This is a genomic window from Streptomyces sp. PL-25, from assembly GCF_058344915.1.
The window spans coordinates 233,577-255,188 of the sequence record NZ_CP136997.1; the positions used below are offsets into that span (position 1 = coordinate 233,577).

21 protein-coding genes are annotated in these 21,612 nt (G+C 73.7%); 8 read left to right on the forward strand and 13 right to left on the reverse strand.

Annotation, left to right across the window (positions count from 1 at the left end; all coding sequences use genetic code 11):
- Window positions 1–7 precede the first annotated feature (7 nt).
- The 3 genes from R4Z62_RS01010 to R4Z62_RS01020 are packed head-to-tail and all read right to left on the reverse strand — an operon-like array spanning window position 8 to window position 3,515.
- Window positions 8–1,561 (reverse strand): FAD-dependent oxidoreductase, encoded by a 1,554-nt coding sequence (locus R4Z62_RS01010; RefSeq protein WP_491518847.1) that lies wholly within the window; start codon window positions 1,559–1,561, stop codon window positions 8–10.
- Entirely contained in the window at window positions 1,558–2,292 is a 735-nt protein-coding gene (locus R4Z62_RS01015) for a class I SAM-dependent methyltransferase (protein WP_491518848.1), read from the reverse strand. The genes R4Z62_RS01010 and R4Z62_RS01015 overlap by 4 nt, the downstream gene beginning before the upstream one ends.
- Window positions 2,289–3,515 (reverse strand): lycopene cyclase family protein, encoded by a 1,227-nt coding sequence (locus R4Z62_RS01020; RefSeq protein ID WP_491518849.1) that lies wholly within the window; start codon window positions 3,513–3,515, stop codon window positions 2,289–2,291. Before R4Z62_RS01020 ends, R4Z62_RS01015 begins: the two co-directional genes overlap by 4 nt.
- A gap of 230 nt (window positions 3,516–3,745) precedes the next feature.
- On the opposite strand from R4Z62_RS01020, the gene R4Z62_RS01025 reads away from it, so the two are divergent.
- The 4 genes from R4Z62_RS01025 (at window position 3,746) to R4Z62_RS01040 (ending at window position 6,840) form a co-directional block, all read left to right on the forward strand.
- A complete protein-coding gene (locus tag R4Z62_RS01025) occupies window positions 3,746–4,219 on the forward strand; it encodes a helix-turn-helix domain-containing protein (RefSeq protein WP_018566151.1) in 474 nt (157 codons plus the stop codon).
- A gap of 44 nt (window positions 4,220–4,263) precedes the next feature.
- Window positions 4,264–4,863 (forward strand): ParH-like protein, encoded by a 600-nt coding sequence (locus R4Z62_RS01030; RefSeq protein WP_355484282.1) that lies wholly within the window; start codon window positions 4,264–4,266, stop codon window positions 4,861–4,863.
- Complete coding sequence (locus tag R4Z62_RS01035; RefSeq protein WP_491518850.1) at window positions 4,856–6,109, forward strand: MAB_1171c family putative transporter; 1,254 nt, start codon at window positions 4,856–4,858, stop codon at window positions 6,107–6,109. Before R4Z62_RS01030 ends, R4Z62_RS01035 begins: the two co-directional genes overlap by 8 nt.
- A gap of 155 nt (window positions 6,110–6,264) precedes the next feature.
- Complete coding sequence (locus R4Z62_RS01040) at window positions 6,265–6,840, forward strand: hypothetical protein (RefSeq protein ID WP_491518851.1); 576 nt, start codon at window positions 6,265–6,267, stop codon at window positions 6,838–6,840.
- A gap of 98 nt (window positions 6,841–6,938) precedes the next feature.
- Here the strand turns inward: R4Z62_RS01040 and R4Z62_RS01045 are convergent, their stop codons facing one another.
- The 5 genes from R4Z62_RS01045 to R4Z62_RS01065 all read right to left on the reverse strand — a co-directional run bounded on the left by R4Z62_RS01045 (window position 6,939) and on the right by R4Z62_RS01065 (window position 13,978).
- Window positions 6,939–8,393, reverse strand: a complete 1,455-nt coding sequence (locus tag R4Z62_RS01045) for an ABC transporter family substrate-binding protein (RefSeq protein WP_491518852.1) — start codon at window positions 8,391–8,393, stop codon at window positions 6,939–6,941.
- 358 nt (window positions 8,394–8,751) lie between these two features.
- Window positions 8,752–10,836 (reverse strand): dipeptide ABC transporter ATP-binding protein, encoded by a 2,085-nt coding sequence (locus R4Z62_RS01050; RefSeq protein ID WP_491518853.1) that lies wholly within the window; start codon window positions 10,834–10,836, stop codon window positions 8,752–8,754.
- Window positions 10,833–11,813, reverse strand: a complete 981-nt coding sequence (locus R4Z62_RS01055; RefSeq protein WP_491518854.1) for an ABC transporter permease — start codon at window positions 11,811–11,813, stop codon at window positions 10,833–10,835. Before R4Z62_RS01055 ends, R4Z62_RS01050 begins: the two co-directional genes overlap by 4 nt.
- A gap of 11 nt (window positions 11,814–11,824) precedes the next feature.
- Window positions 11,825–12,808 (reverse strand): ABC transporter permease, encoded by a 984-nt coding sequence (locus R4Z62_RS01060; protein WP_064530967.1) that lies wholly within the window; start codon window positions 12,806–12,808, stop codon window positions 11,825–11,827.
- A gap of 300 nt (window positions 12,809–13,108) precedes the next feature.
- A complete protein-coding gene (locus R4Z62_RS01065) occupies window positions 13,109–13,978 on the reverse strand; it encodes a DUF1684 domain-containing protein (RefSeq protein WP_491518855.1) in 870 nt (289 codons plus the stop codon).
- Between the two features lie 228 nt (window positions 13,979–14,206).
- On the opposite strand from R4Z62_RS01065, the gene R4Z62_RS01070 reads away from it, so the two are divergent.
- From R4Z62_RS01070 to metX, 3 genes are all read left to right on the forward strand, one after another.
- Window positions 14,207–14,395 carry a hypothetical protein gene (locus R4Z62_RS01070; RefSeq protein ID WP_491518856.1) on the forward strand — a complete coding sequence of 63 codons (189 nt, stop codon included), beginning with the start codon at window positions 14,207–14,209 and terminating at the stop codon, window positions 14,393–14,395.
- Window positions 14,396–14,593: 198 nt separating this feature from the next.
- The gene (locus R4Z62_RS01075; RefSeq protein WP_491518857.1) at window positions 14,594–15,958 is read left to right on the forward strand and encodes a bifunctional o-acetylhomoserine/o-acetylserine sulfhydrylase; all 1,365 of its coding nucleotides are present in this window, start codon (window positions 14,594–14,596) and stop codon (window positions 15,956–15,958) included.
- Window positions 15,955–17,121, forward strand: coding sequence for a homoserine O-acetyltransferase MetX (gene metX / locus R4Z62_RS01080; protein ID WP_491521818.1), 1,167 nt, complete (start codon window positions 15,955–15,957; stop codon window positions 17,119–17,121). Before R4Z62_RS01075 ends, metX begins: the two co-directional genes overlap by 4 nt.
- 66 nt (window positions 17,122–17,187) lie before the next feature.
- On the opposite strand, the gene R4Z62_RS01085 is transcribed toward metX, so the two are convergent.
- Entirely contained in the window at window positions 17,188–18,234 is a 1,047-nt protein-coding gene (locus R4Z62_RS01085) for an aldo/keto reductase (RefSeq protein WP_491518858.1), read from the reverse strand.
- A 102-nt stretch (window positions 18,235–18,336) separates the two neighbouring features.
- Here R4Z62_RS01085 and R4Z62_RS01090 point away from each other — a divergent pair, with 102 nt between their 5' ends.
- Complete coding sequence (locus R4Z62_RS01090) at window positions 18,337–18,975, forward strand: TetR/AcrR family transcriptional regulator (RefSeq protein WP_491518859.1); 639 nt, start codon at window positions 18,337–18,339, stop codon at window positions 18,973–18,975.
- Window positions 18,976–19,006: 31 nt separating this feature from the next.
- On the opposite strand, the gene R4Z62_RS01095 is transcribed toward R4Z62_RS01090, so the two are convergent.
- From R4Z62_RS01095 to R4Z62_RS01110, 4 genes are all read right to left on the reverse strand, one after another.
- Window positions 19,007–19,417: a VOC family protein gene (locus R4Z62_RS01095; protein ID WP_491518860.1), complete on the reverse strand. Its 411-nt coding sequence runs from the start codon at window positions 19,415–19,417 to the stop codon at window positions 19,007–19,009.
- Window positions 19,418–19,502: 85 nt separating this feature from the next.
- Window positions 19,503–19,895, reverse strand: coding sequence for a helix-turn-helix domain-containing protein (locus R4Z62_RS01100; RefSeq protein WP_173860790.1), 393 nt, complete (start codon window positions 19,893–19,895; stop codon window positions 19,503–19,505).
- A gap of 61 nt (window positions 19,896–19,956) precedes the next feature.
- Window positions 19,957–20,433: a hypothetical protein gene (locus tag R4Z62_RS01105; RefSeq protein WP_491518861.1), complete on the reverse strand. Its 477-nt coding sequence runs from the start codon at window positions 20,431–20,433 to the stop codon at window positions 19,957–19,959.
- Window positions 20,434–20,616: 183 nt separating this feature from the next.
- A complete protein-coding gene (locus R4Z62_RS01110; protein ID WP_355483601.1) occupies window positions 20,617–21,429 on the reverse strand; it encodes a TetR/AcrR family transcriptional regulator in 813 nt (270 codons plus the stop codon).
- Window positions 21,430–21,612 lie beyond the last annotated feature (183 nt).

Below are 21,612 nucleotides of genomic sequence, written 5' to 3' on the forward strand. Positions count from 1 at the left end.
CGGACGGTCAGCGGCTCCCGGCCCGGCAGACGGCCCTGAGCACGGGTGAGCGGCCGGCCCGGGGGACCGTCCACAGCGTCTGGCCGCGCACGCCCCAGCCCGCGAGGAGGGCACCGGCGGCCAGGAAGCCGGTGGTGGCGGCGCGTTCCATCAGGGCCACGGGCAGGTCGCAGCGGATCGCGTCACCGGCCAGCGTCACCCTCGGGTGCGGGGTGCGGACGGCGGGCCTGCGGGCGTGCGAACCGACCGGGAAGAAGGGGCAGTCGGCGCGCCACTCGTGACGGGCGTCCACCACGCGGGCCCGGCGTGTCTCCGGGTACACGCGGTGCAGGCCCTCGACGAGCCGCCGCCGCATGTCCTGCGGCGCGGTGCCCGGGGCGACGGCGTAGGCGTGGAGCTCCACGACCGAACCGCCGCTCCGGGCGGCCCAGCGGGCGGCCTCGCCCTCGTAGCGTTCGAGGACGCTGACGTTGTCGAGGCCGTCGTAGCCGCTGGTGCCGAGGAATCCGGGGCGGTCGGCGCGGACCGGGCGGTCCAGCCAGAGCCGGGAGACGAGGAAGGGCGGCGCGGTGCTCAGGGCGGCGATGTCCGCGCGCCAGGCCGGGGTGCCGAGGGCGGGTGAGGCGGCGACCAGGTCGCGCAGCGCCCCGGGGTCGAGGGCGAGCACCGCCGCGTCGTGGCGCTCCGTGCCGCGGTCGGTCCGCACCTCCACTCCCCCGCCCTCGTCCGGGCGGACGGCGCGCAGGGGCGTGCCGGGGCGCAGGTCCGCTCCGAGGCGGCGCAGATAGTCGCCGAGGGGCTCCCACAGCGCCTGGGGGAACGGCTCGGTGGGCACGTCGAAGAGCAGGCCCTCGGCCGAGCCGAGGAAGTAGATGTGGAACATCAACAGCAGTTCGGCGGCGGACAGTTCGCGCGGGTCGGCGAAGAAGCTGCGGGAGAACACCTCGAAGGCGAGGTGGTGCGCGGCCGCGGGGAAGCGGACCGCTTCCAGGAACGCGGTGGCGCTCATGCCGTCGAAGCGTTCGTAGACCTCGGGCACCCGGACGTCCAGGAGCGGCAGCGCGGCCCTGGCGTCCAGCGCGGTGAGGTCGCGCCAGCCGAACGTGGGGCTCAGCGCGACGAAGCCGAGCGCGCTGAACGGCGGGGTGCGCGGGACGTGGGCGAAGCTGTCGGTCAGTCCGCCGCTGTGCCGCAGCGGGTAGTCGGGCAGGGGGCGCAGCCGGTCGAGGCCGGGGTCCGTGCGGCGCAGGAGGCCGCGCAGGTTGTAGTACTGGCGGAAGAAGGCGTGGAAGCCGCGGCTCATGGTCGCCGCTGATCCGTCGGCGAGGCGGACGCGTCGGCCCGCGAGGCGTCCGCCGAGGGACTGCTCGCGTTCGTAAAGGGTCACCCGGGCGCCGCGTTCGGCCAGCAGGGTGGCGGCGGCCAGTCCCGCCACGCCCCCGCCGGCCACGGCGACACGGGGCGCGTCCCCGCTCCCGAAGCGGTCCCGGCCGGGCGCGGCCGGCACGATCTCGGCCCTGCGGTCGCGGCCCCGGCGGGCCGTACGGCCTGCCGCGCTCACCGGGCGTCCCCCGCCGCCGGTGCGGCGGCCCCCGCGCGGGCCAGGAAGGTGTGCGCGATGCCCGTCTGCCATCCGGCGACGGGCACGGCGCGGACATGGGTGAACCCCGCCGCCGCCAGCCGCGCGCGGAAGGCGGGCGCGGTGTCGAAGTCCAGGACGCTGCGCCACAGGTGCCGGTAGAGGGCGCGGTCGCCGGTGAGGGTGCCCGCGGGGACGATGACGCCCCGGCACACGGCCGTCCACAGGGCGCGGTGGGCGGGCGAGCCGCTGAGGCTGTACTCATGGACGGCGAGCCGGCCGTGCGGGCGCAGCAGCGAGCGTACGGCCGCGAGGACGCCGTCCGGGTCGGTGACGTTGCGGAAGAGATAGGCGGCGAACACCGCGTCGTACGGCCCCTCCCCGGCCGCCGCCACCTCCTCGGCGGTCAGGTGCCGGAAGCGCACCCCGGCCGGCCACCGCTTGGCCAGGGCGCGCCGCAGCATCCCCGAGGAGGCGTCGACGGCCGTGATCCGGGCGTAGGGCGCGGCCCGCAGCAGCGCCCTGGTGGAGGCGCCGGTGCCGCAGCCGAGGTCCAGTACGCGCAGTCCGGCGCCGCCCCCGGGCAGCCGCAGCCGGCGTGCCGAGCGCAGGAGGTCGGTGCGGTAGCCGGGGTTGAGGGCGGTGAGGCGGTCGTAGGTGGGCGCGGCGTGGTCGAAGGCGCGGGCCAGGTCGTGGTCGCGCAGCAGTGTCATCGGTGGCTCTCTCCGCTCGGTGGGGAGCCGCGGGGGCGGCGGGGCAGGAAGGGGAGTTCGACGGCGGTCCGCAGCATGGGGACCACGGGGGTGCGTATGCCGACGCCCCAGTCCTCCCAGGGGGTGGTGGTGCCGTCGAGGAAGCGCAGCAGGCGTTCGGCGGGGACGCGGCGGAACAGGCCGGTGAAGAAGTCGGGGCCGTCGATCCGCCCGGTGTCCAGGGCGCGCAGCAGCACCGCGTCCATGGCGAGGGCCCGCCGCCGGTGCGGCGGGGGCGCGGTCGCGCGGCCCGCGCGCAGGGCGGCGGCGATGGCCCGGGTCTGCCGCTGCACGGCGGCGAACGTGTAGCCGGTCGCCGGGCGGGTGGCGCCGCCCGCGGTCCCGATCCGGAACACGGCGTCTCCCGCCCTCCGGGCGAAGTGGCCGTCGGTCATGGGGATGGCGCCCTGCTCGGCCGACTCCACGGTGAGCGGGCCGAGCCGCAGGACGTCCTCGCTGTAGTGGGCCAGCGCCGCCTCGTACCGCTCGCGGGTCAGCGGCGTCCGGGAGAACTCGGTGTACTCCACGAGCGCCCGGTCCGGTGCCAGGGGCAGGACGTAGCCGAAGGCGAGCCCGTGCGGCGGCTGCGGCACGCGGAAGTCCATCAGGTCCGCGACGGCCGGGTCGAAGCGGTCCGTCCGGGTGCGGACGAACCAGCCGCGGAAGTGCTGCGTCAGATGGGTGCGGGCCGGTGGCAGGACGGGCCGGGGCCGGGAGTCGTACACATGGCGGGCGCGCAGGGACAGCGTCCGGCCGTCGGGCGTGGTGCAGCGCACCTCGGCGCCGCCGGGGGTGTCGCGGACGGTGCGCGCCGTCGCCCGCAGGACGCGCACCGTGGGGGACCGGGCGAGCCGGGCGTGCACCAGCCGTTCGAAGTCGGTGGAGCGCAGCATGCGGTAGCTCAGCGGGGCGGGGTCCAGGGCGACGGCCCGGCCGTCGGCGCCGTGGACGCGCAGCCGGGACCAGGAGGCGCTGACCGCCTCGTCGAGGTCGCCGCTCCCCCGGTCCCAGTAGCACCACGTCCGCTCGGGCGGCGTCAGCGGTCCGGCGGGTGCGTCCACGAGCGTCACTTCGGGGACGGCGGCGGCCGCCAGCCGGTGGGCGAGGCTGAGTCCGGCCGCTCCGCCGCCGACGACGACGACGCCGGACGGAGGGCCGGGGGCGGCGCGTTGCTCACGTGTCATGTCGCTCTTCCTGCGGGCGCCGGGCCGGCGGGGCGGCTGCCGTCCGCCGTACACGGTCGCCCGGATCCGGGACGGGCGGGGCCGCCGGGCACGGCACCACCCGAGCACGTTCCGCCCGGTGAGGCCAGGCGCCACCACGTCCACATACCCGGCCGGCGGATCACGGGGGCGGCTAGGATTCACGCGTACGCGGTACATCCCACATCGGCTCATGGGAGGGGAGGGTGCGGATGACCGGCTCCGAAGCCGCTCCGGCAAGCCTGGCCGACCGGATCGAGGCGCTGTTCCGGATCGTACGGCGGCCCAACCGGGAGCAGTTCAGCAACGAGGAGGTCGCTCGGGCGTGCCGGGAGACCACCGGGGCGAGTTTCTCGGCGACGTACGTGTGGCAGTTGCGCACGGGGCGCCGGGACAATCCGACCAAGCGGCATCTGGAGGCACTGGCGCAGTTCTTCGACGTGCCGGTGGCGTACTTCTTCGACGAGGAGCAGGGCGAGGCCATCGCCAAGGAGCTGGAGCTGCTCGGCGCGATGCGGGACGCCGGGGTGCGCAGCGTGGCGCTGCGGGCGGTGAACCTGTCCCCCGAGGGAGTGGACACGATCAATGACATGATCGATGTGCTCGCCCGCCGTGAACAGGCCGCCGGCGGCCACCGTGACCGGGGTGGCACCGCGCCGGACACCAGGGACGGCACCACCGGCTGACCGGCCGGGACGGACCGCGGCGAGGGCGCGAGAAGGGGTGGCTCGTGGGGGAGGACCGGAGCGGCAGACGGTTGTGGCGGCGATGTACGCGCCTGGTCGAAGGGCTGGAGCTGCCCACCCCCTTCGACGCCGGCGCCTTCATCGCGCTGCTCGCCGGAAAACGCGGCCGCGACATCCGGCTCATGCCGGTCGCCTACCGTCCGCACACCCCCTGCGGGCTGCTGATCACGACCGACCGCGCCGACTGCATCGTGTACGCCGCGGACACCACTCCCCTGCACCAGCAGCACATCCTGCTGCACGAGGCCGCCCACCTCATCTGCGGGCACCACGAGACCTCCCCCGCCGCCTCGGCCGCCGCCGAACTGCTGCTGCCGCACCTGCCCGCCGCCCTGGTGGAACGGGTGCTGGGCCGCACCGTCTACACGCTGCCCCAGGAGGCCGAGGCGGAACTGGTCGCCTCCCTGATCCTCAACCGTGCCACCCGCCTGGAGCGCGGCACGGACTCCGCCGAGCCGGCCGGGCAGGACGAGGCCCGGCTGCGTTCGCTGTTCGGCGCGCCGCCGCCGGGGCCGCCCGGCGGCGCGTCCGGTGGCCGGCCCCGGCGGGAGCGCCGCGCCCCGGACGGCCCCGCCGATGGCTGACCTGGCGGTCTACCTGGCCGCCACCGTCCTGCTCGTCTTCGCCGGGCACCGGCTGTGGACCACCCGCGGCGACGGCGCCGATCCCGCGCAGCGCCATGTCGCCGGGTTCGCGTGGTGCCTGGGCACGGCACTGCTGTTCAACGCGCGGGCGACCCTCGACGCGGTGAGCCGCCTCCTGCCGCGGCACTACGCCGACCTGCTGGTCACGCACGAACTGAAGACCGCAGCCCTGACGTTCCTGGTGCTGGTCGCCCACGCCCTCACCGCCGCGGACCGCGATCCGCACGCGGCGCGGCGCCGCAGACGCCGCCAGGTCCTGCTCGCCGGGGCCGTGCAGGCGGGTTCGGCCATTCTCTTCCTGCTGGCGGCGGTGACGACCGACGCCGGGCGGGGCGTGCTGCGGGCGGACCGGGGCTGGGCACTGGCCGCCTACAACGCGGTGTTCGCCTGCTACGGCTGCTTCTGCCTGCTCGTTCTGGTCCGCGCCCTCGCCCGGCACGCCCGCCGGACCACGTCCGGACCGCTGCGGGCCGGGCTCAGGATGATGATGCTGGCCGCCGCGTCCGGCGCGCTGTGGACGCTGTGGGCGTTCAACGACGTGGCGTCCGATCTGTCCCGTGGCGAGCAGGGGCTGGGTGAGGACCTCGTCTCCGCCGTGCTGGGCGCGGTGACCGCGCTGCTCGCCACCGGCGGGGCCACCACCAGTCTGTGGGGCGGCCGGCTGACCGCCCCGCTGCGCTGGCTGCGCGCCCGCCGCACCTACCGGGCGCTGGAGCCGCTCTGGGCCGAACTGCACTCGGTGCTCCCGGAGATAGCGCTCGACGGGCCGGTCGCGGTGTGGCGCCGGGGGCCGCGGCACGCCGAGTTCGCGCTGTACCGCCGGGTCATCGAGATCCGCGACGCGCACCTGGCGCTCCGCCCCCACCAGGAGCCCGGTCTGCCGGAGGAGGTGGTGCGTGCCCTGGCACGGGCCGCCGGACCTGAGGACGCCTTCGACCGGCACGCCGTGGTGGAGGCCGCGGTCATCGCCGCCGCCCTGGAGCACAAGCGCGCGGACCGGCCGTACGAGGCCGTCCCGGCGCGCGGCGGCGCGGGCGGTGCGCCGGGGCCGCTGCCCCGGACCGTCGAGGCGGAGGCGGCCTGGCTGCTGGAGGTCACCGCCGCGTTCACCCGGTCGGCGACGGTCGCCGGTGTCCGCGCCCGTGCGCGTGCCCGTGCCGCGGAGCCCGTGCCGTCCTCCGAGTGAACTCCCGTGCGGTCCGGGCCACCTGCTTCACCCGAGCCGCGGGTTTCAGCCGGGCGAGTAGCCGACTCCCCGGCGGCGGCGGCCGGGTTGCGGCATCCTCGTTGGTTCGGACGCGGTCCCGCCGGCCCGGTGGGACGCGAGGGAGGGAGACGGTCGTGGTGTGGCAGACGGAGGAGTTCGAGGCGTCCCACGAGGGGTACGTGGGTGCGGTCCTGGCCGACGGCAGCGAACCGAAGCCGGTCATCATCGACATCGGCAGCGGGACGAACATGTACCAGACCAGTGAGTGGTGGGCCTACAGCGGCAAGTGGGGCAGGCCGAGGGCCGCTGCCTACCGGGGGGCGTGCTCGTGCGACTGGCGCGGCCCGGACCATCCCGTCGACTGGGACGACATCGGCGACGGCGGACTGGAGGACCTGGACGTCGGTGCGGCGCACGACGACTGGTCCGCGCACATCGACGCCGTGGACCGCCTGGCCGTGCCGGTCCCGGAGGAGATCGCGGAGGCCCTGGTCCGGCTGGAGGCGCGGCTCTCCCGGCTCGTCGACCAGGCTCCGGTGGCGGCGCTGCGGGCCGTGCGGCAACTGGAGCAGCTCACGCGCGACATCGGCCACGAGGCCGCCTACGCCGCCGAGGCGGACGAGTTGTCGGCCGAGACGATCGGCCAGGGGCTCGGCATCAGCGCCGGTGCGGCCCGCTCCCGGCTCACCGGGTACCGGCTGCGCCGCTGACGCCTCCGGCGCGGGCAGGGCCGCGGTGCGGGGTCGCGCCCCCGCTGAGCGGACCGGGGACGGCGGGCCGGGCGTGGCCCGCCGTCCCCGGTGGTACGTCACTTCTCCCAGCCGACCGTCTCCGGGAGGGGGTTGTGGAAGATGGTCGCGCCGACGTTGGCGAGGCCCTTCTTCACCCCGTAGGTGGAGGGGCCGCTGAACAGCGGGAGGAAGGCGTACTGCTGGAGCGCCCGGCGTTCCACCTCGTTGGCCTTCTTCGCCTGCGCGGTGAGGTCGGCGACCTGGGCGACGGAGCGGATCTCCTTGTCGAGGGCCGGGGAGCCCGCGCCGGTGAGGTTGGAGTCGCGGTCGGAGCAGTAGAAGTCGCACAGGTAGCGGGCACCGAACGGGTCCATGGAGCGGTTGCCCGACAGGAACAGGTCGAATTTGCGGTCGCTGAGGATGCTGGAGAACTCCGACTCGTCGGCCTTCTTGATGTCGAGGCGGACGCCCACGGTCTTCAGCATCGCCGCGAAGGCGCCGGCGGTCGCCTTGCCCAGGGCGTCGTCGCCGAGGAGGGTGTAGCCGACTTCGAGCTTCTTGCCGTCCTTGGCTCGTATGCCGTCGGATCCGGGCTTCCAGCCCGCCGCGTCGAGCGCCTTGCCGGCCTCCTCGGGCGCGTACTTGAGGACGGCGGAGACGTTGTCCTGGTAGTTCTTCTGGAAGCTGTAGAGGATGGCCGAACCGGGCAGCGGTTCGGTGTAGTCGAGGCCCTGGAACTGGATCTTCGCGATCTGCGCGCGGTCGATGCTCTCCTCGATGGCCTTGCGCACGGCCGGGTCGGCGAGCACGGTGGACCTGGTGTTGAAGTAGAGCGAGTACTCGAAGGGGCTGCCGCCGCTGCGGATCTCCGTGCCCTTGAGTCCCTTGATCTGCTTGAGGCTCTCGGCGTCGCCGACGGCGACGTAGTCGAGCTGCCCGTTCTTGAAGGCGTTGACGGCCGCGGCCGACTCCAGGTTGACGTAGACGCGCTTGTCGAGCTTGCCCTTCTTGCCCCACCACTTGGGGTTGCGCACGAAGGTGATGTTGCCGGAGTGGGTGTCCCACGTGCCGACGGTGTAGGGGCCCGTGCCCCACTCCGGGTGCGCCTTCTTGACGTAGGCGTTGTTGAAGTTCTGGACGGTCGCGGCCTTGGGGTGCAGGAAGGTGGTGAACAGGGCGGACCAGGAGGCGTTGACGCCCTTGAAGGTGATGACGGCCTGCTTGGCGTCCGCGCCCTCGACGACCGAGGTGATCTGGGAGTAGCCGTCCGTGGAGGAGGCGGAGAAGGACTTGTCGGAACCGTTGTTGGCCTGCCAGGTGGCCTTGACGGCGGTCCAGTCGATGGGGGTGCCGTCGTTGAAGACGGCCTTGGGGTTGATGGTCAGCACGACCTTCTGGTCGCCGCCGCTCACGGAGACCTTCACATCGCTGAAGTAGTCCGGGTTGTACTGCACCTCGCCGGTCGGCGAGTAGGTGATCGCGACGGCGTTGTACCAGGCCCAGACGCGGGACGCGGTCAGTGTGGAGTTCACATGGAAGGGGTTGCCCCTGGTCGTCGAAGGTGCCGACCGTGGTGTAGCTGCCGCCGTCCTTGATCCGGTCGTAGGGCACGGGGTTGTAGTCGGCGGCGGACGACGCTGCCGTGGGGCTGTTCTTCGCGCCCGGGGCGGCGGAGTCCGTGCCGGTGGAGGGACTGGCACGCGGTGGCGGTGACGGTGACGGCGGCGATCAGGGCGACGGGCAGGGCCAGTCGTGCGCGCATGGCGGGGTGTTCCTTCAGGGAGTGGGATGGGTGAGGGCACGGCGCGGCGCCGCCGGTGACGGGCGCGGGACGGCGTGCCGGGTGTACGGATTCGGGGAGCGGGCGGGACGCCCGTCGCCGGGGTGTGCTCAGACGCCGTGACAGGCGTAGCGGTGGCCCGGGTCGTCGGCGGCGGACGTCTGGGCCGGACGTTCCGTGCGGCAGCGGTGGCGCAGTTCCTCGTCGGCGAGGCGGTACAGCGGGCACCGGTCGACGAAGACGCAACCGGCGGGCGGCCGGGCGGCGTTGGGCGGCTCGCCCTCCAGCACGACACGCTCGCGGGTGCGTTCGCGCTCCGGGTCGGGGACCGGTACCGCCGACAGGAGCGCCCGGGTGTAGGGGTGCCGCGGCCCGGAGAAGACGGCCTCGGTCGCCCCGGTCTCGACGATCTGCCCCAGGTACATCACCGCGATGCGGTCGGCGATGTACCGGACCACGGCGAGGTCGTGGGCGACCACCAGGTAGGCGAGGCCGAGTTCCCGTTTGAGCCGGGCCAGCAGGTTGATCACGCCGGCCTGTACCGAGACGTCCAGCGCGGAGAGCGGTTCGTCGAGCACGAGCAGCTTCGGTTCGGTCGCCAGGGCGCGGGCGATGCCGACCCGTTGGCGCTGGCCGCCGGAGAGCGCGGCCGGGAACCGGTCGCCGACCGTGTCGTCCAGGCCCACCAGGTGCAGCAGTTCGCGGACCCGGGCGGGGATCGTGTCGCGGTCGCGGCCGATCGCGCGCAGCGGTTCGGCCAGCGAGTGGAAGACGGGCAGCCGGGGGTCCAGGGCCCCCATCGGGTCCTGCATGACGATCTGCACGTCCCGCCGCAACTCCCGTGCGCGGCCACGGGAGTCGAGGGTGGCGACGTCGGTGCCGCCGATCTCGATACGGCCGCCCTCGGGCCGGGCGAGCCGCAGGATCTCCAGCAGGGTCGTGGTCTTGCCGCTGCCGGACTCGCCGACCAGGCCGAGCGTCTCCCCCGCGCGCAGTTCGAAGCCGACCCGGTCGACGGCGCGCAGCGTGCCGACCCGGCGCTTGAGCAGGGCGCCCTTGGTGACGGGGAACGTCTTGACCAGGTCCTCGACCCGGAGCACCACCTCACCGGTCGCGGTCGGGTCCGGGGCGGCGGGCGACCCGGCTGGCGCGGCGCCGCCGGTGGGGTCCAGGGAGCCGTCGGCGATCTCGGCGGCGCGCAGGCAGGCCGCGCTGCCGTGTCCGGCGACGGGCAGCAGCTCCGGTTCGGCGGTGCGGCAGGTGCCGAGGGCGACGGCGCAGCGCGGCGCGAAGGGGCAGCCGCCGGTGAGTCCGGCCAGGGTGGGCGGTTCCCCGCCGATGGGGACCAGGGGGCGGCGGGTGCCGCCGTCGACGGTGGGTACGGCGGCCAGCAGCCGCGCGGTGTACGGCATCTTCGGCCGCCGGAAGAGTTCTCCGGCACCGGCGTGCTCCACGAAGCGGCCCGCGTACATGACGGCGACGTCGTCGGCGTGTCCCGCGACCACCCCGAGGTCGTGGGTGATGAGGACGAGCCCGGCGCCGGTCTCCCGCTGGGCCAGCCGCAGTACGTCCAGGATCTGGGCCTGCACGGTGACGTCGAGCGCGGTGGTGGGTTCGTCGGCGACGAGCACGGCGGGCCGGTTGGCGATGGCCAGGGCGATGACGACGCGCTGGCGCATGCCGCCGGAGAACTCGTGCGGGAAGGCGCCGGCCCGGCCGCGCGGGTCGGGGATGCCGACGAGGTCGAGGAGGGCGACGGCCTGCTCCCAGGCGGCCCGTTTCGTCAGGTCCTTGTGGACGCGGAGCGCGTCGGAGAGCAGCCGGCCCACGGAGTAGATGGGGGTGAGGGCGGACAGCGGGTCCTGGAAGACCATGCCGATGGAGTTGCCGCGGATCCTCGACAGCGCCCGGTCGTCGAGGCCGACGAGGTCCTGTCCGCCGAGCAGTACCTGTCCGCGCAGTTCGGCGGCGGGCGGCAGCAGCCCCATGATGCCCATGGCGGTGGCCGACTTGCCGGATCCGGACTCGCCGACGACGCACAGGGTACGGCCGGGCAGCAGATCGAAGCTGACGCCGCGTACCGCCTCGACCGGTCCCGCCTCGGAGGGGAAGGTGACGCGCAGGTCCCGTACGGACAGGGCCGGGGCGGGCCCGGCGGCGGGTGCCGGGGCGGGCAGGGGGGTGGCGAGGGTCATCGTCGGCCTCCTGCCGAGCCGGTCACCGAGGTGGGGTCGAGGGCGTCGCGCAGTCCGTCGCCGATGAAGGTCATCGACACGGTGAGCAGGACGACGAGCCCGGCCGGGAAGGCGAAGAGCCACGGTGCGCTGGTGAGGGTGCCCGCGCCGTCGGCGAGCATCGTGCCGAGGGAGACGTCCGGTGTCTGGACGCCGAACCCGAGGAAGGACAGGGCGGTCTCGCTGAGGACGGTCGCGACGACACCGAGGGTCAGGTTGACGATCAGCAGGGAGCCGAGGTTGGGGATGATGTGGCGCAGGATGACGCGCAGCGGGCCGACGCCCATGAACTCGGCCGCCTTCACATAGTCCCGTTCGCGCAGGGACGTCGAGACGGACCAGATGACCCGTGCGGTCGGCATCCAGCCGAACACGGTCAGCACGACGATCAGGACGCGCCAGTCGCCGGCCAGCCGGTGCGAGACGAGGGCGAGGATCAGGAACGAGGGGACGACGAGGAGGAAGTGGATGACGGCGAGTGTCGCGCGTTCCACCCGGCCGCCGAAGTACGCGGCGCCGGAGCCGATCACCGCGGCGAGCGCGATGGTCAGCACCGACACGCTCACGGCGATCGTCAGGGAGCGCTGGAGCCCGTGCACGGCGCAGGCGTAGATGTCGTTGCCGCCCTGGTTGGTGCCGAACCAGTGCAGGGCGCTCGGCGGCCGGGTGAGCGCGGCGAAGTCGGCGTCGGTGTGGCTGTAGGGGGTGAACCGGCCGCCGAGGGCGCTGAACAGCACCAGCAGCAGGAGGATCAGCACGCCGACGACGGCGAGCCGGTTGCGCAGGAAGCGCCGCAGGTAGAGGCGGCCGAGGCCGAGGTGTGCGGGCCGGTCCGCGTCGGGTGTGCCGCGCGGTGTGCGCCGCCGCCCGCTCGGGCCGGTCGCCGGTTCGGGCCCGGGTGCGGGGGACCGGACGTGCCGTCGGGCCGGGAGTCGCATCGGTGGACATGTCAGCTCACCCGCACTCTCGGGTCGAGGAAGACCGTGGCGAGGTCGGCGAGGATCGCGCCCACGGCGGTGAGCGCCGCGGCGAAGGCAGCGGTGGCGACCGTGCCGTGCACGTCGTTGTTGCTGATGGTCTGGACGAAGTACCGCCCCATGCCGTTCCAGCCGAAGATCGTCTCGGTGATGACGGCGCCGGTGAAGACGGCCGGGACGCTGAACGCCACGGACGCCGCGGTCGGGATGAGCGCGGAGCGCAGGGCGTGCCTGCGGATGGCCTGGGCGCGGGTGAGCCCGGTGGCCCGCGCGGTGCGCACGAAGTCGGCGTCGATCGTGTCGAGGAGCAGCGAGCGCTGGGTCAGGTGGTAGCCGACGTAGCCCATCAGGGTGAGGGTCAGGGTCGGCAGGATCAGGTGCAGGAGCCGGTCGCCCAGGGTGGGGAGCAGCCCCTGTACGTCGGGCGAGTTCTCGCCGGCGACGTAGAGGAAGTGCAGTCCGGCGTGCTGGTTCAGCCAGATCGCGACGAAGACGACGGCGAGGGCGGCGACGGAGGTGGGGATGTTGAACACGAGGACGGACAGGGCCTGGGTCACCCGGTCGGCCCAGCCGTACTGGCGGGCGGCGGTGTGGACGCCGAGCGCGACGCCGATCACCACGGACAGGACGGTCGCGACGACGACCAGTTCCGCGCTGACGAGGGCGCGGTAGCCGACCTCGCCGTTGACGGGGACGCCGGTGGGCGAGGTGCCCCAGTCGAAGTGCAGGGTGACCGAGGTGAGCCAGTCCCACCAGCGGTGCACGAGCGGCACCCGGGGGTCCAGGTTGTACGGCGCGAGAGCCCGGTCGATCTGCTCCTCGGTGCGCACGGGCCGCAGCTCACGGTAGTTCGAACGCGGGTCGAGGAACCAACTCGCCAGGAAATACGTTGCGTTGGTCGCGATCGCGATCATCAGAAGCCAGCCCGCCGCCTTGCGTGTCACATGGCGCAGCATGCGCGGCACCTCCTCACCGCACTGGGGGTGAGCGCCCTTCGGGGCGCGCCGGAGGAACAGGTCGAGTACATGCGAGGTGCGGCTTTCTGCGGGTGCGGAACAGTGACACACGGGGTGTGCGGGTCAGCCTGGTCCGTACCGAGGGTGCGGCACCAGCCTTTCGCCGGTGCCGCCACGAGGTCGACATGTCGCCGTAGCAAACATCCCGGTATACGGGTGCAATTCGGATGATCTTGGTCGGTCCCGCTGTTACGTTCGCGCCGGCCCCGCGCGGATCGCGTGCGGACCGGCACGCCGGGGTCAGTCGCTCCCGCCCCGCTCCAGCGGGATCCGCTCGCCCGCCTCCACGGCGACGGGCAGCCGGTTCCCGGCCGGCGGGAGCGGGCAGGTGGCCAGGTCGGTGTAGGCGCAGGGCAGGTTCCCGGCACGGTTGAAGTCGACGGTCACCCGGCCGTCGGCGTCCGGTGCGGGGATCTGGAGGGAGCGGCTGGCCGCGTACGTCGTGACGCCCGAGGTGCGGTCCGTGAACAGCACCAGCAGGCTGCCGGGTGTCCTGCCGTTGAAGGCGGTGAGCCGGTGCACCCCGCCGTCCAGGGTGAACTCGACCCGACCGGGCGAGTCGTAGACGTGTTCGAGGCCCGGCACCGCGGCGCCGACCGTGACCGGGCGGGGTTCCTCGAACGCCAGGAAGCGGCCGGTGAGGACCCAGCGCGGGTCCGGCTCGTAGGCGGGCGTGTGGGTGAAGGACGTCCGCAGTCCGTTGCCTGGGTGGCGTGGGCGCAGGATGTCCTGGCCGCCGCGCTTGGCGATCTCGACGACCGCGTCACCGGCGGCGGGGTACAGGCTGTCGCGTTCGGCGATGACCCCGAAGTCGTGACGGCCGCGCAGGACTTGGCCGTCGAGTGTCAGCTCCTCGCCCTCGGCGAGGTCGACCACCACTCCCTCGTCGGTGCTGGACCAGGCTCCGGGCGCGTCCTCGAACCGGGCGGGACGCGCGCTCAGCCGGTGCAGGCTCGTGATCGCGAGGAATCCGTGCGGGGCGGAGAGGGCTTCCTCCTTCTGGCGGTGCCACCGCTCCCAGGCCGCGACGAAGCTCTTCCGGTCGAAGTCCTGATCGGTGTCCTGGGCGGTGTGCCGGTCGGTGTGCCGACCGGTGTCCTGGACGGTCATGTGTGCTCCTTGCCGGATGTGCGGGTGGTGCGGGTGCGTGCGGCGGCGCCCGGGGACGGGACGAGCGGCACCGGTTCCGGGCAGCATCCCGCTACGCCGGGGAACGCCCGCTCGGAACAAGGGAGTTGAGGGAGGTCAGTCCGCGAGCGGACGACACAGCGCGGCGGCCACGCGGACGAGGTCCACGGCACGGCGGCGGGTCAGCGGCTCCGACGGAGGCATGCCGGGATGCAAGCACGCGGCGCGAAAGGTGTCAACGGCGCGCCCGGCCCGCCGCCCGCACGGTGGAACGGCCGCGAGGTGCTGGTGCGCGGCCGCTCCCCCTGTGGTTACCTGGCCCCCATGACCGTGCTCGTGACCCGCCGCCACGTCGACTACGTGCGTGTCACCACCACGGCCTGTTCCGTCGTGAGCTGAGCCCCGCTCCGGTCTCCGACCGCGTCCTTCCCCCGTTCCGCACCGCTGTGCCCACCCGCCCATGCGGCGGGTGCGCCTGTCCTGCGGTTCCCCGGCGTCCCCCACGTCCCGGCGCGGTCCTCCGCGTCCACGCGCGCCCCGCCTCCCCTCCCCCGTACCCCGGGCGTTCCCGCCCTCCCCGTGCAAGGAGCAACCGCCATGAGCAGCCAGCCCGTCGACTCCGTCACCGCCGGTCACACCACGGACGAGGAACCCGCAGGTCCCGACACCTCGGCCTGGTCCTTCGAGACCAAGCAGATCCACGCGGGCGCCGCGCCCGACCCGACGACCGGCGCGCGGGCGACGCCCGTCTACCAGACCACGTCGTTCGTGTTCCGGGACACCCAGCACGCCGCGGACCTGTTCTCGCTGGCCGAGCCCGGCAACATCTACACCCGTATCCACAACCCCACCCAGGACGTCTTCGAGCAGCGGATCGCCGCGCTGGAGGGCGGGGTGGCGGCGGTCGCGCTCGCCTCCGGGCAGGCGGCCGAGACACTGGCGATCCTGACGCTGGCCGGCTCCGGCGACCACATCGTCTCCAGCACATCGCTGTACGGCGGCACCTACAACCTGTTCCGGCACACGCTGCCCAGGCTGGGCATCGAGGTGTCGTTCGTGGACGACCCGGACGACGCCGAGGCGTGGCGGGCGGCGGTGCGGCCGAACACCAAGGCGCTGTTCGCCGAGACGCTGGGCAACCCGCGCGGCGACGTGCTCGACGTACGGGCGGTGGCGGACGTGGCGCACACGGCCGGGCTGCCGCTGATCGTGGACAACACCATCCCGACCCCGTATCTGCTGCGTCCGATCGAGCACGGGGCGGACATCGTCGTCCACTCGGCGACCAAGTTCCTCGGCGGGCACGGCACGGCCATCGCGGGTGTCGTCGTCGACGCCGGCACCTTCGACTTCGGGGCCCGCCCCGAGCGGTTCCCCGACTTCACCGAACCGGACCCCAGTTACCACGGGCTGCGGTACTGGCCCGCGCTCGGTCCGGGGGCGTTCGCCGTCAAGCTCCGGGTCCAGTTGCTGCGGGACCTCGGCCCGGCGCTCTCCCCGCACTCCGCCTTCCTGCTCCTCCAGGGCGTGGAGACGCTGAGCCTGCGCGTCGAACGGCACTCGGCCAACGCCCTGGCGCTGGCCGAGTGGCTGGAGCAGCGGGACGAGGTCGCCGCCGTGCACTATCCGGGGCTCAAGTCCAGCAAGTGGCACGCGGCGGCGCGCACCTATCTGCCCCGGGGCGCCGGCGCCGTGGTCTCCTTCGAGCTGCGCGACGGCATCGAGGCCGGCAAGCGGTTCGTGGACGCGGTCGAGCTGTTCAGCCACCTCGCCAACATCGGCGATGTGCGCAGCCTCATCATCCACCCGGCCTCCACGACGCACAGCCAGCTCGACGAGGAGCAGCTGGCGGCCACCGGCGCCTCGCCCGGTCTGGTGCGCCTGTCGGTCGGGCTGGAGAGCCTGGCCGATCTCAAGGCCGACCTGGAGGCGGGGTTCCGCGCGGCGAAGGGCGCGTCCTGAGCACCGTGCCGACGTCCCCCGGGGTTCCCCTCCCGCCGGCCTCCGGGGCCTGGCGGGAGGGGGACCCGCCGGGGCGCCGCCTGTGGTACGAGCGCGCGGCGCCGCTCCCCCTGGAAGCGGGCGGCGAGCTTCCCGGGGTACGCCTGGCGTACGAGACGTGGGGGCGGCTCGCGCCCGACCGCTCCAACGCGGTGCTCGTGCTGCACGCGCTGACCGGCGACAGCCATGTCGCGGGACCGGCCGGGCCCGGTCACCCGGGGCCCGGCTGGTGGGACGGGCTCGTCGGCGCCGGGCGGGCTCTGGACACCCGGCGCTGGTTCGTCGTCGCGCCGAACGTGCTCGGCGGCTGCCAGGGCAGCACCGGCCCTGCCTCCCCCGCCCCGGACGGGCACCGCTGGGGCAGCCGTTTCCCGTTCCTGACACAACGGGACCAGGTGGCGGCGGAGGCGGGTCTGGCCGACGCGTTCGGCATCGGGCGCTGGGCACTGGTCGTCGGCGGGTCGATGGGCGGCATGCGGGCGCTGGAGTGGGCGGTGAGCCGTCCGGAGCGGACCGGTGCGCTGCTGCTGCTCGCCACCGGTGCCGCGGCGAGCGCGGAGCAACTGGCCTGGGCGAACGCACAGTTGCACGCCGTGCGCGACGATCCCCACTGGCACGGCGGTGACTACCACGACGCGGGTCCGGGGCGCGGCCCGCACACGGGACTCGGCCTGGCCCGGCGCATCGCCCACCTCACCTACCGCAGCGAACCGGAGCTGCGGGACCGCTTCGGCCGTACGCCGCAGGGCGCGGAGGACCCCTGGCGCGGCGGCCGCTACCAGGTCGAGTCCTACCTCGACCACCATGCCGCCAAGCTCGTGCGCCGCTTCGACGCGGGCAGCTATGTCGTCCTCACCGAGGCCATGAACAGCCATGACGTCGGTCGCGGCCGGGGCGGGACACGGGCCGCGCTGCGCCGGGTGACGGCCAGGACCCTCGTCGCGGGGATCGACTCCGACCGCCTCTATCCTCCGTACCAGCAGGCCGAGTTGGCGGCCGGGATCCCCGCCGCACGGCTGCGTACGATCCGGTCCCCGTACGGCCACGACGGGTTCCTCGTCGAGGTGGGGCAGGTCGCCGCGCTCGTGCGGGAGCTCCTGGACGGGGCAGCCGCCGGGGGGTGAACCGCCCGGCGGGGACGGCGGTCCCGCGCGCTCCGCGCGGGCGGACGCCTCCCCCGAGAGCGCTTCTCAGCAGGGCGCGGGGTACAGCGGCGGGTTCACCCGGGCGAACCCCTCCTGACGCTCGTAGGGGAAGTACGGGTAGGGCGCCGTGCGGTGGCTGGCCGCGTCGAGCAATGCGGCCTGCTCGGGGGTGAGGCTCCAGCCGACGGCGCCGAGGTTCTGCCGCAGCTGCTCCTCGTCCCGGGCGCCGATGATGACCGAGGAGACGGTCTTCCGCCCGAGCAGCCAGTTGAGGGCGATCTGCGGCACCGCCTTGCCCGTCTCGGCCGCGACGGCCTCCAGGGCGTCGATGACGCCGTAGAGGTGGTCGTCGGTGACGGGCGGACCGTAGTCGGCGGTGCGGTGCAGGCGGCTGCCGGGCGGCAGCGGCGCTCCACGGCGGATCCTGCCGGTGAGCCGCCCCCAGCCGAGCGGGCTCCACACGATCGCGCCGAGGCCCTGGTCCACGCCGAGCGGCATCAGCTCCCATTCGTAGTCGCGGCCGAGGAGGGAGTAGTACACCTGCTGGGCCACATGGCGCGGGTGGCCGTGCTTCTCCGCGGCGGCGAGGGACTTCATCACCTGCCAGCCGGAGAAGTTGGACACCCCGGTGTAGCGGACCTTGCCGGCCCGCACCAGGGTGTCGAGGGCGGACAGCACCTCTTCGACGGGTGTTCCGGCGTCGTAGGCGTGCAGCTGGAACAGGTCGAGGCGGTCGGTGCCGAGCCTGCGCAGCGCCTCCTCGCAGGCGGTGATCAGCCGGGAGCGCGAGGAGCCCGCGTCACCCGGCCCGTCCCCCGTCGGCAGACCGGCCTTGGTGGAGATGATCACCTGGTCGCGGCGGCCCTTGACCGCCTGCCCCAGCACCTCCTCGGAGGCACCGGCGGAGTAGACGTCGGCGGTGTCGAACATCGTGATCCCGGCGTCCAGGCAGATGTCCACCAGACGCCGCGCCTCCTGCGCGCCGGTCGTGCCCCACGCGCCGAAGAGCGGTCCCTGCCCGCCGAACGTCCCGGCACCGAAGCTCAGCGCCGGGACCATGAGCCCGGACGCGCCCAGTCGCCTGTACTCCATGACTGACCCCTTTCACCGACGGATCAGCTAACGGGTCTATAGTTTCGTTAGCCGCCGCCAAAGGTAGCAGGCCCATGGAGTTAATGGAACTGGAGTGCCGTTATGTCGGACGAAGCCGAACCGGGAACCGTACGGCCGGGCGGGCGCACCGCCAGGGTGCGCCAGGCGGTGCTGCGGGCGGCCGAGGACTCCTTGGCGGAGCACGGCTTCGCCCACCTCGACCTGACCGAGGTCGCACGCCGCGCCGGCGTGGGCAAGACGACCGTCTACCGCCGCTGGGGAACCGTGACAGGGCTGCTGGCCGATGTCCTGGTGGACATGGCCGAGCAGTCCGTGCCGCGCACCGAGACCGGTTCGCTGCTCGGTGACCTGAGGGCCAACGCCCGCCTGGTGCGGCGCACTCTGACGGATCCGCGCCAGGGCGCGCTGTTCAGGGCCCTGATCGCGGCCGCCACATGTGACGTGCGGACGGCCGAGGCGCTGCACCGCTTCTACGACATCCGGCTGAAGGAGTGGGCCCCCTGCGTCGGGCAGGCCGTCGAGCGGGGCGAGGCGCCCCCGGGCACCGACGCCCGGGAGGTGATCCGCGCCGTCTCCGCCCCCCTCTACCACCGGCTGCTGATCAGCGGCGACCCGCTCGACGAGGCCACCGCCGACCAGGCCGCCGAGGCGGCGGCGACCGCCGCACGGGCGGGCGCCTACGTGGTGCGGGACACGGGGGACGCGCGGGAAGGCGCGTGAGCCGCCCCCCGGCGCGGACCTTCCCCGGTGATCAGCCCTTCGGCTGGGTGAAGCGGATCCGGTTCCCGAAGGGGTCGCGCAGACCGCAGTCGATGCCGTACGGGCGCTCGGTGGGTTCCTCGGTGAACTCCACCCCGCGCTCCAGCAGCGTCTCGTAGGTCTTGCGGCAGTCGTCCGTGGTGAGGATGAGCCAGCCGCCCATCGCTCCCTTCGTCACCAGCTCGCGCACCTGCTCCGCGACCTCCTCCGACATCGCCGGGGCGCCCGGCCGCTCCAGCAGGATCTGCCGCTCGGGGCGGCCGGGGACGCTGACGGTCAGCCAGCGCATGAAGCCCATGTCGATGTCGGCGGCGACCTCCAGGCCGAGCTTGCCGACGTAGAAGTCATGGGCCTCGTTCTGGTCGAGGACGTATATCTGCGAGTGCGTGATGGCGTTGAACATGACGCTCACGCTACCGAGCGGAGGGGCGGAGAACTTATCCGAAACTGCTCGATCGCCGAGACCCCGGACCGCGCCTGACGCGACGTCAGGAACTGGGCCGGGTCCAGGCCATGGTGAAGCACGTCGGGACCCCGGCGGCCACCGCCTCCTTGCGGTACGTCCGCGGTGACCTGCCGACGATGTCCCGGAAGGTGCGGCTGAACGTGCCCGTGCTGGCGAAGCCGACCTCGATCCCGATGTCCGTGACACTGCGGCCGGTCCCGCGCAGCAGGAACATCGCCCGCTCCACCCGGCGACGCTGCAGATAGCGGTGCGGGGTCTCGCCGAAGGTGGCCCGGAAGGTCCGGGCGAAGTGGGCCGGTGACACATGTGCGATCCGGGCCAGGGCGGGCACGTCCAGCGGACGCGCGTAGTCGCGGTCCATCGCGTCCCGCGCCCGCAGCATACGGCGGTTGCTGTCCTCCACGGCCCGGCTCACCCGGCCATCATCCCACCGCCGGGGGGAGCCGGCCGCACGGCCCCCCGGGCGCGGGCGGGCCTCAGTCCCCGGGGTCCTCGTCCGGGGCGGCGGGGCGAGGCGCCGGACTCGGGGGCGGGGGCGGGGCCGGGGCCCCGAACGAGACACCGGAGAAGTCCCGGCCCTGGAGCACCGGGCCGTTCTGGGTGCCGCCGCTGACGGTGTTGCGCACCGCGCCCTCCTCGATGCCGAGGGTCCTGGTCCACGCGTACCAGGCTTCGAGGTCGTGGCGGAAGCCGGCGTCCCACAGGGCTCGTCGGGCCAGTGCCGCGCTCAGCTCCCGCGCCCGCCGCGGATCGCCCGGATCCTCGCCCAGCCTGGCCAGTTCGCGCTGCCCCGGAACGACCGGCGGGGTGCCGCCGTCCGCGCCGCCGTCATCTGCGGAGCGCCGGAACGGCCGCCGCACCAGCGCGGTCAGCCCCGCCCACGCCTGCTGTCCCAGCTCACCACCGGCACCGCCCGCCAGCGCGCCGAGCAGAGCCACCGACACCGGATCCATCCGAGGCCACCCGTTCCTTCCGCCGACGGCCGCGCCGGTACGACAGTCACCGGCGCGCTTGTCCCGAGTCTCCCCGCCCCGCGCCGCGTCCAGTCCCGGCGCGGCCCGCTCGTGCGCGGCCGGAGCGCCGGACACCGCGCGCGGCACCCGGGTGATACGTGTCAGCCGGCACAGGCCGGCCGGTCAGCCGAGGCGCGGCGGCTCGCCGTCGTCCGGGTCCGTGCCCGGCCGGGCGTCCGGGAGATAGCTCGCGAGTCCGCGCAGGATGATCTCCAGGCCGATGTCGAACCGCTCGTCGGCCGACTCGGTCACCATCAGCCCGGACAGGGCGTGCAGATGGGGGAAGTCACGCTCGGGCAGGGACGCGAAGTACGTCCGCATCTCCTCGGCGATCCCGCTCCAGTCCGGGCCGGAACCGGCGGGCGCGTCGCGTTCGTCCTGGCCGGCGCGTCCCTGCCACATGGTCTCGCCCATGACGAAGCTGTCGATGTAGGTGGAGATGAGGTCGCCGGCCTCGGCCGCGATGCGGTCCGGCAGTCCGGCGGTCCGCAGGATGCCGAGGAACGACTCGACCTGCGGCAGCAGTTCGGCGGTGAAGGGGACGTGGGCCATGGAGATCCTGGCCATGTCCCGGTGGGCCAGCAGGCGCCGGCGCCCCGAGCGGGCGAAGTCGCGCAGCTGCTGCTGCCAGCGCTCGGGGTCGGGCTCGGGCATCTCGACGCCCTCGAAGAGCCGGTTGTACATGAGCTGGAGCAGGTCGTCCTTGGAGCTGACGTGGGCGTAGAGGGCGGAGACCGTCACCTCCAGCCCGGCCGCCACCTGGCGCATCGACAGCCCGTCGAGCCCCTGCCGGTCCAGCACCTCGAAGGCGGCGTCCACGATGCGCTCGCGCGTCAGGGGAGTGCGCGCGGGCGTGAGGCGGGGGCGGGAGGGGCGCCTGCGCTCCCACGGAGTGGGCGGAGGGGATCCGGGAGTGTGGGCGGCCGCGTCGTTCATGAGCCCAGTCTAGGCAACCGGAGAACACTGTTCACCTACTGGCCGACCGCCTGTGCGCACCGGGAGGATGCACAGTACGCGATATATCTTGTCCGGGTCGCAGAGTTGCGCTATATCTTGATGAACGCCGTTCTCTGAGTGAGCGGTGTTCAGGTACAGTGAACACTGTTCTCTGGGGGGTGG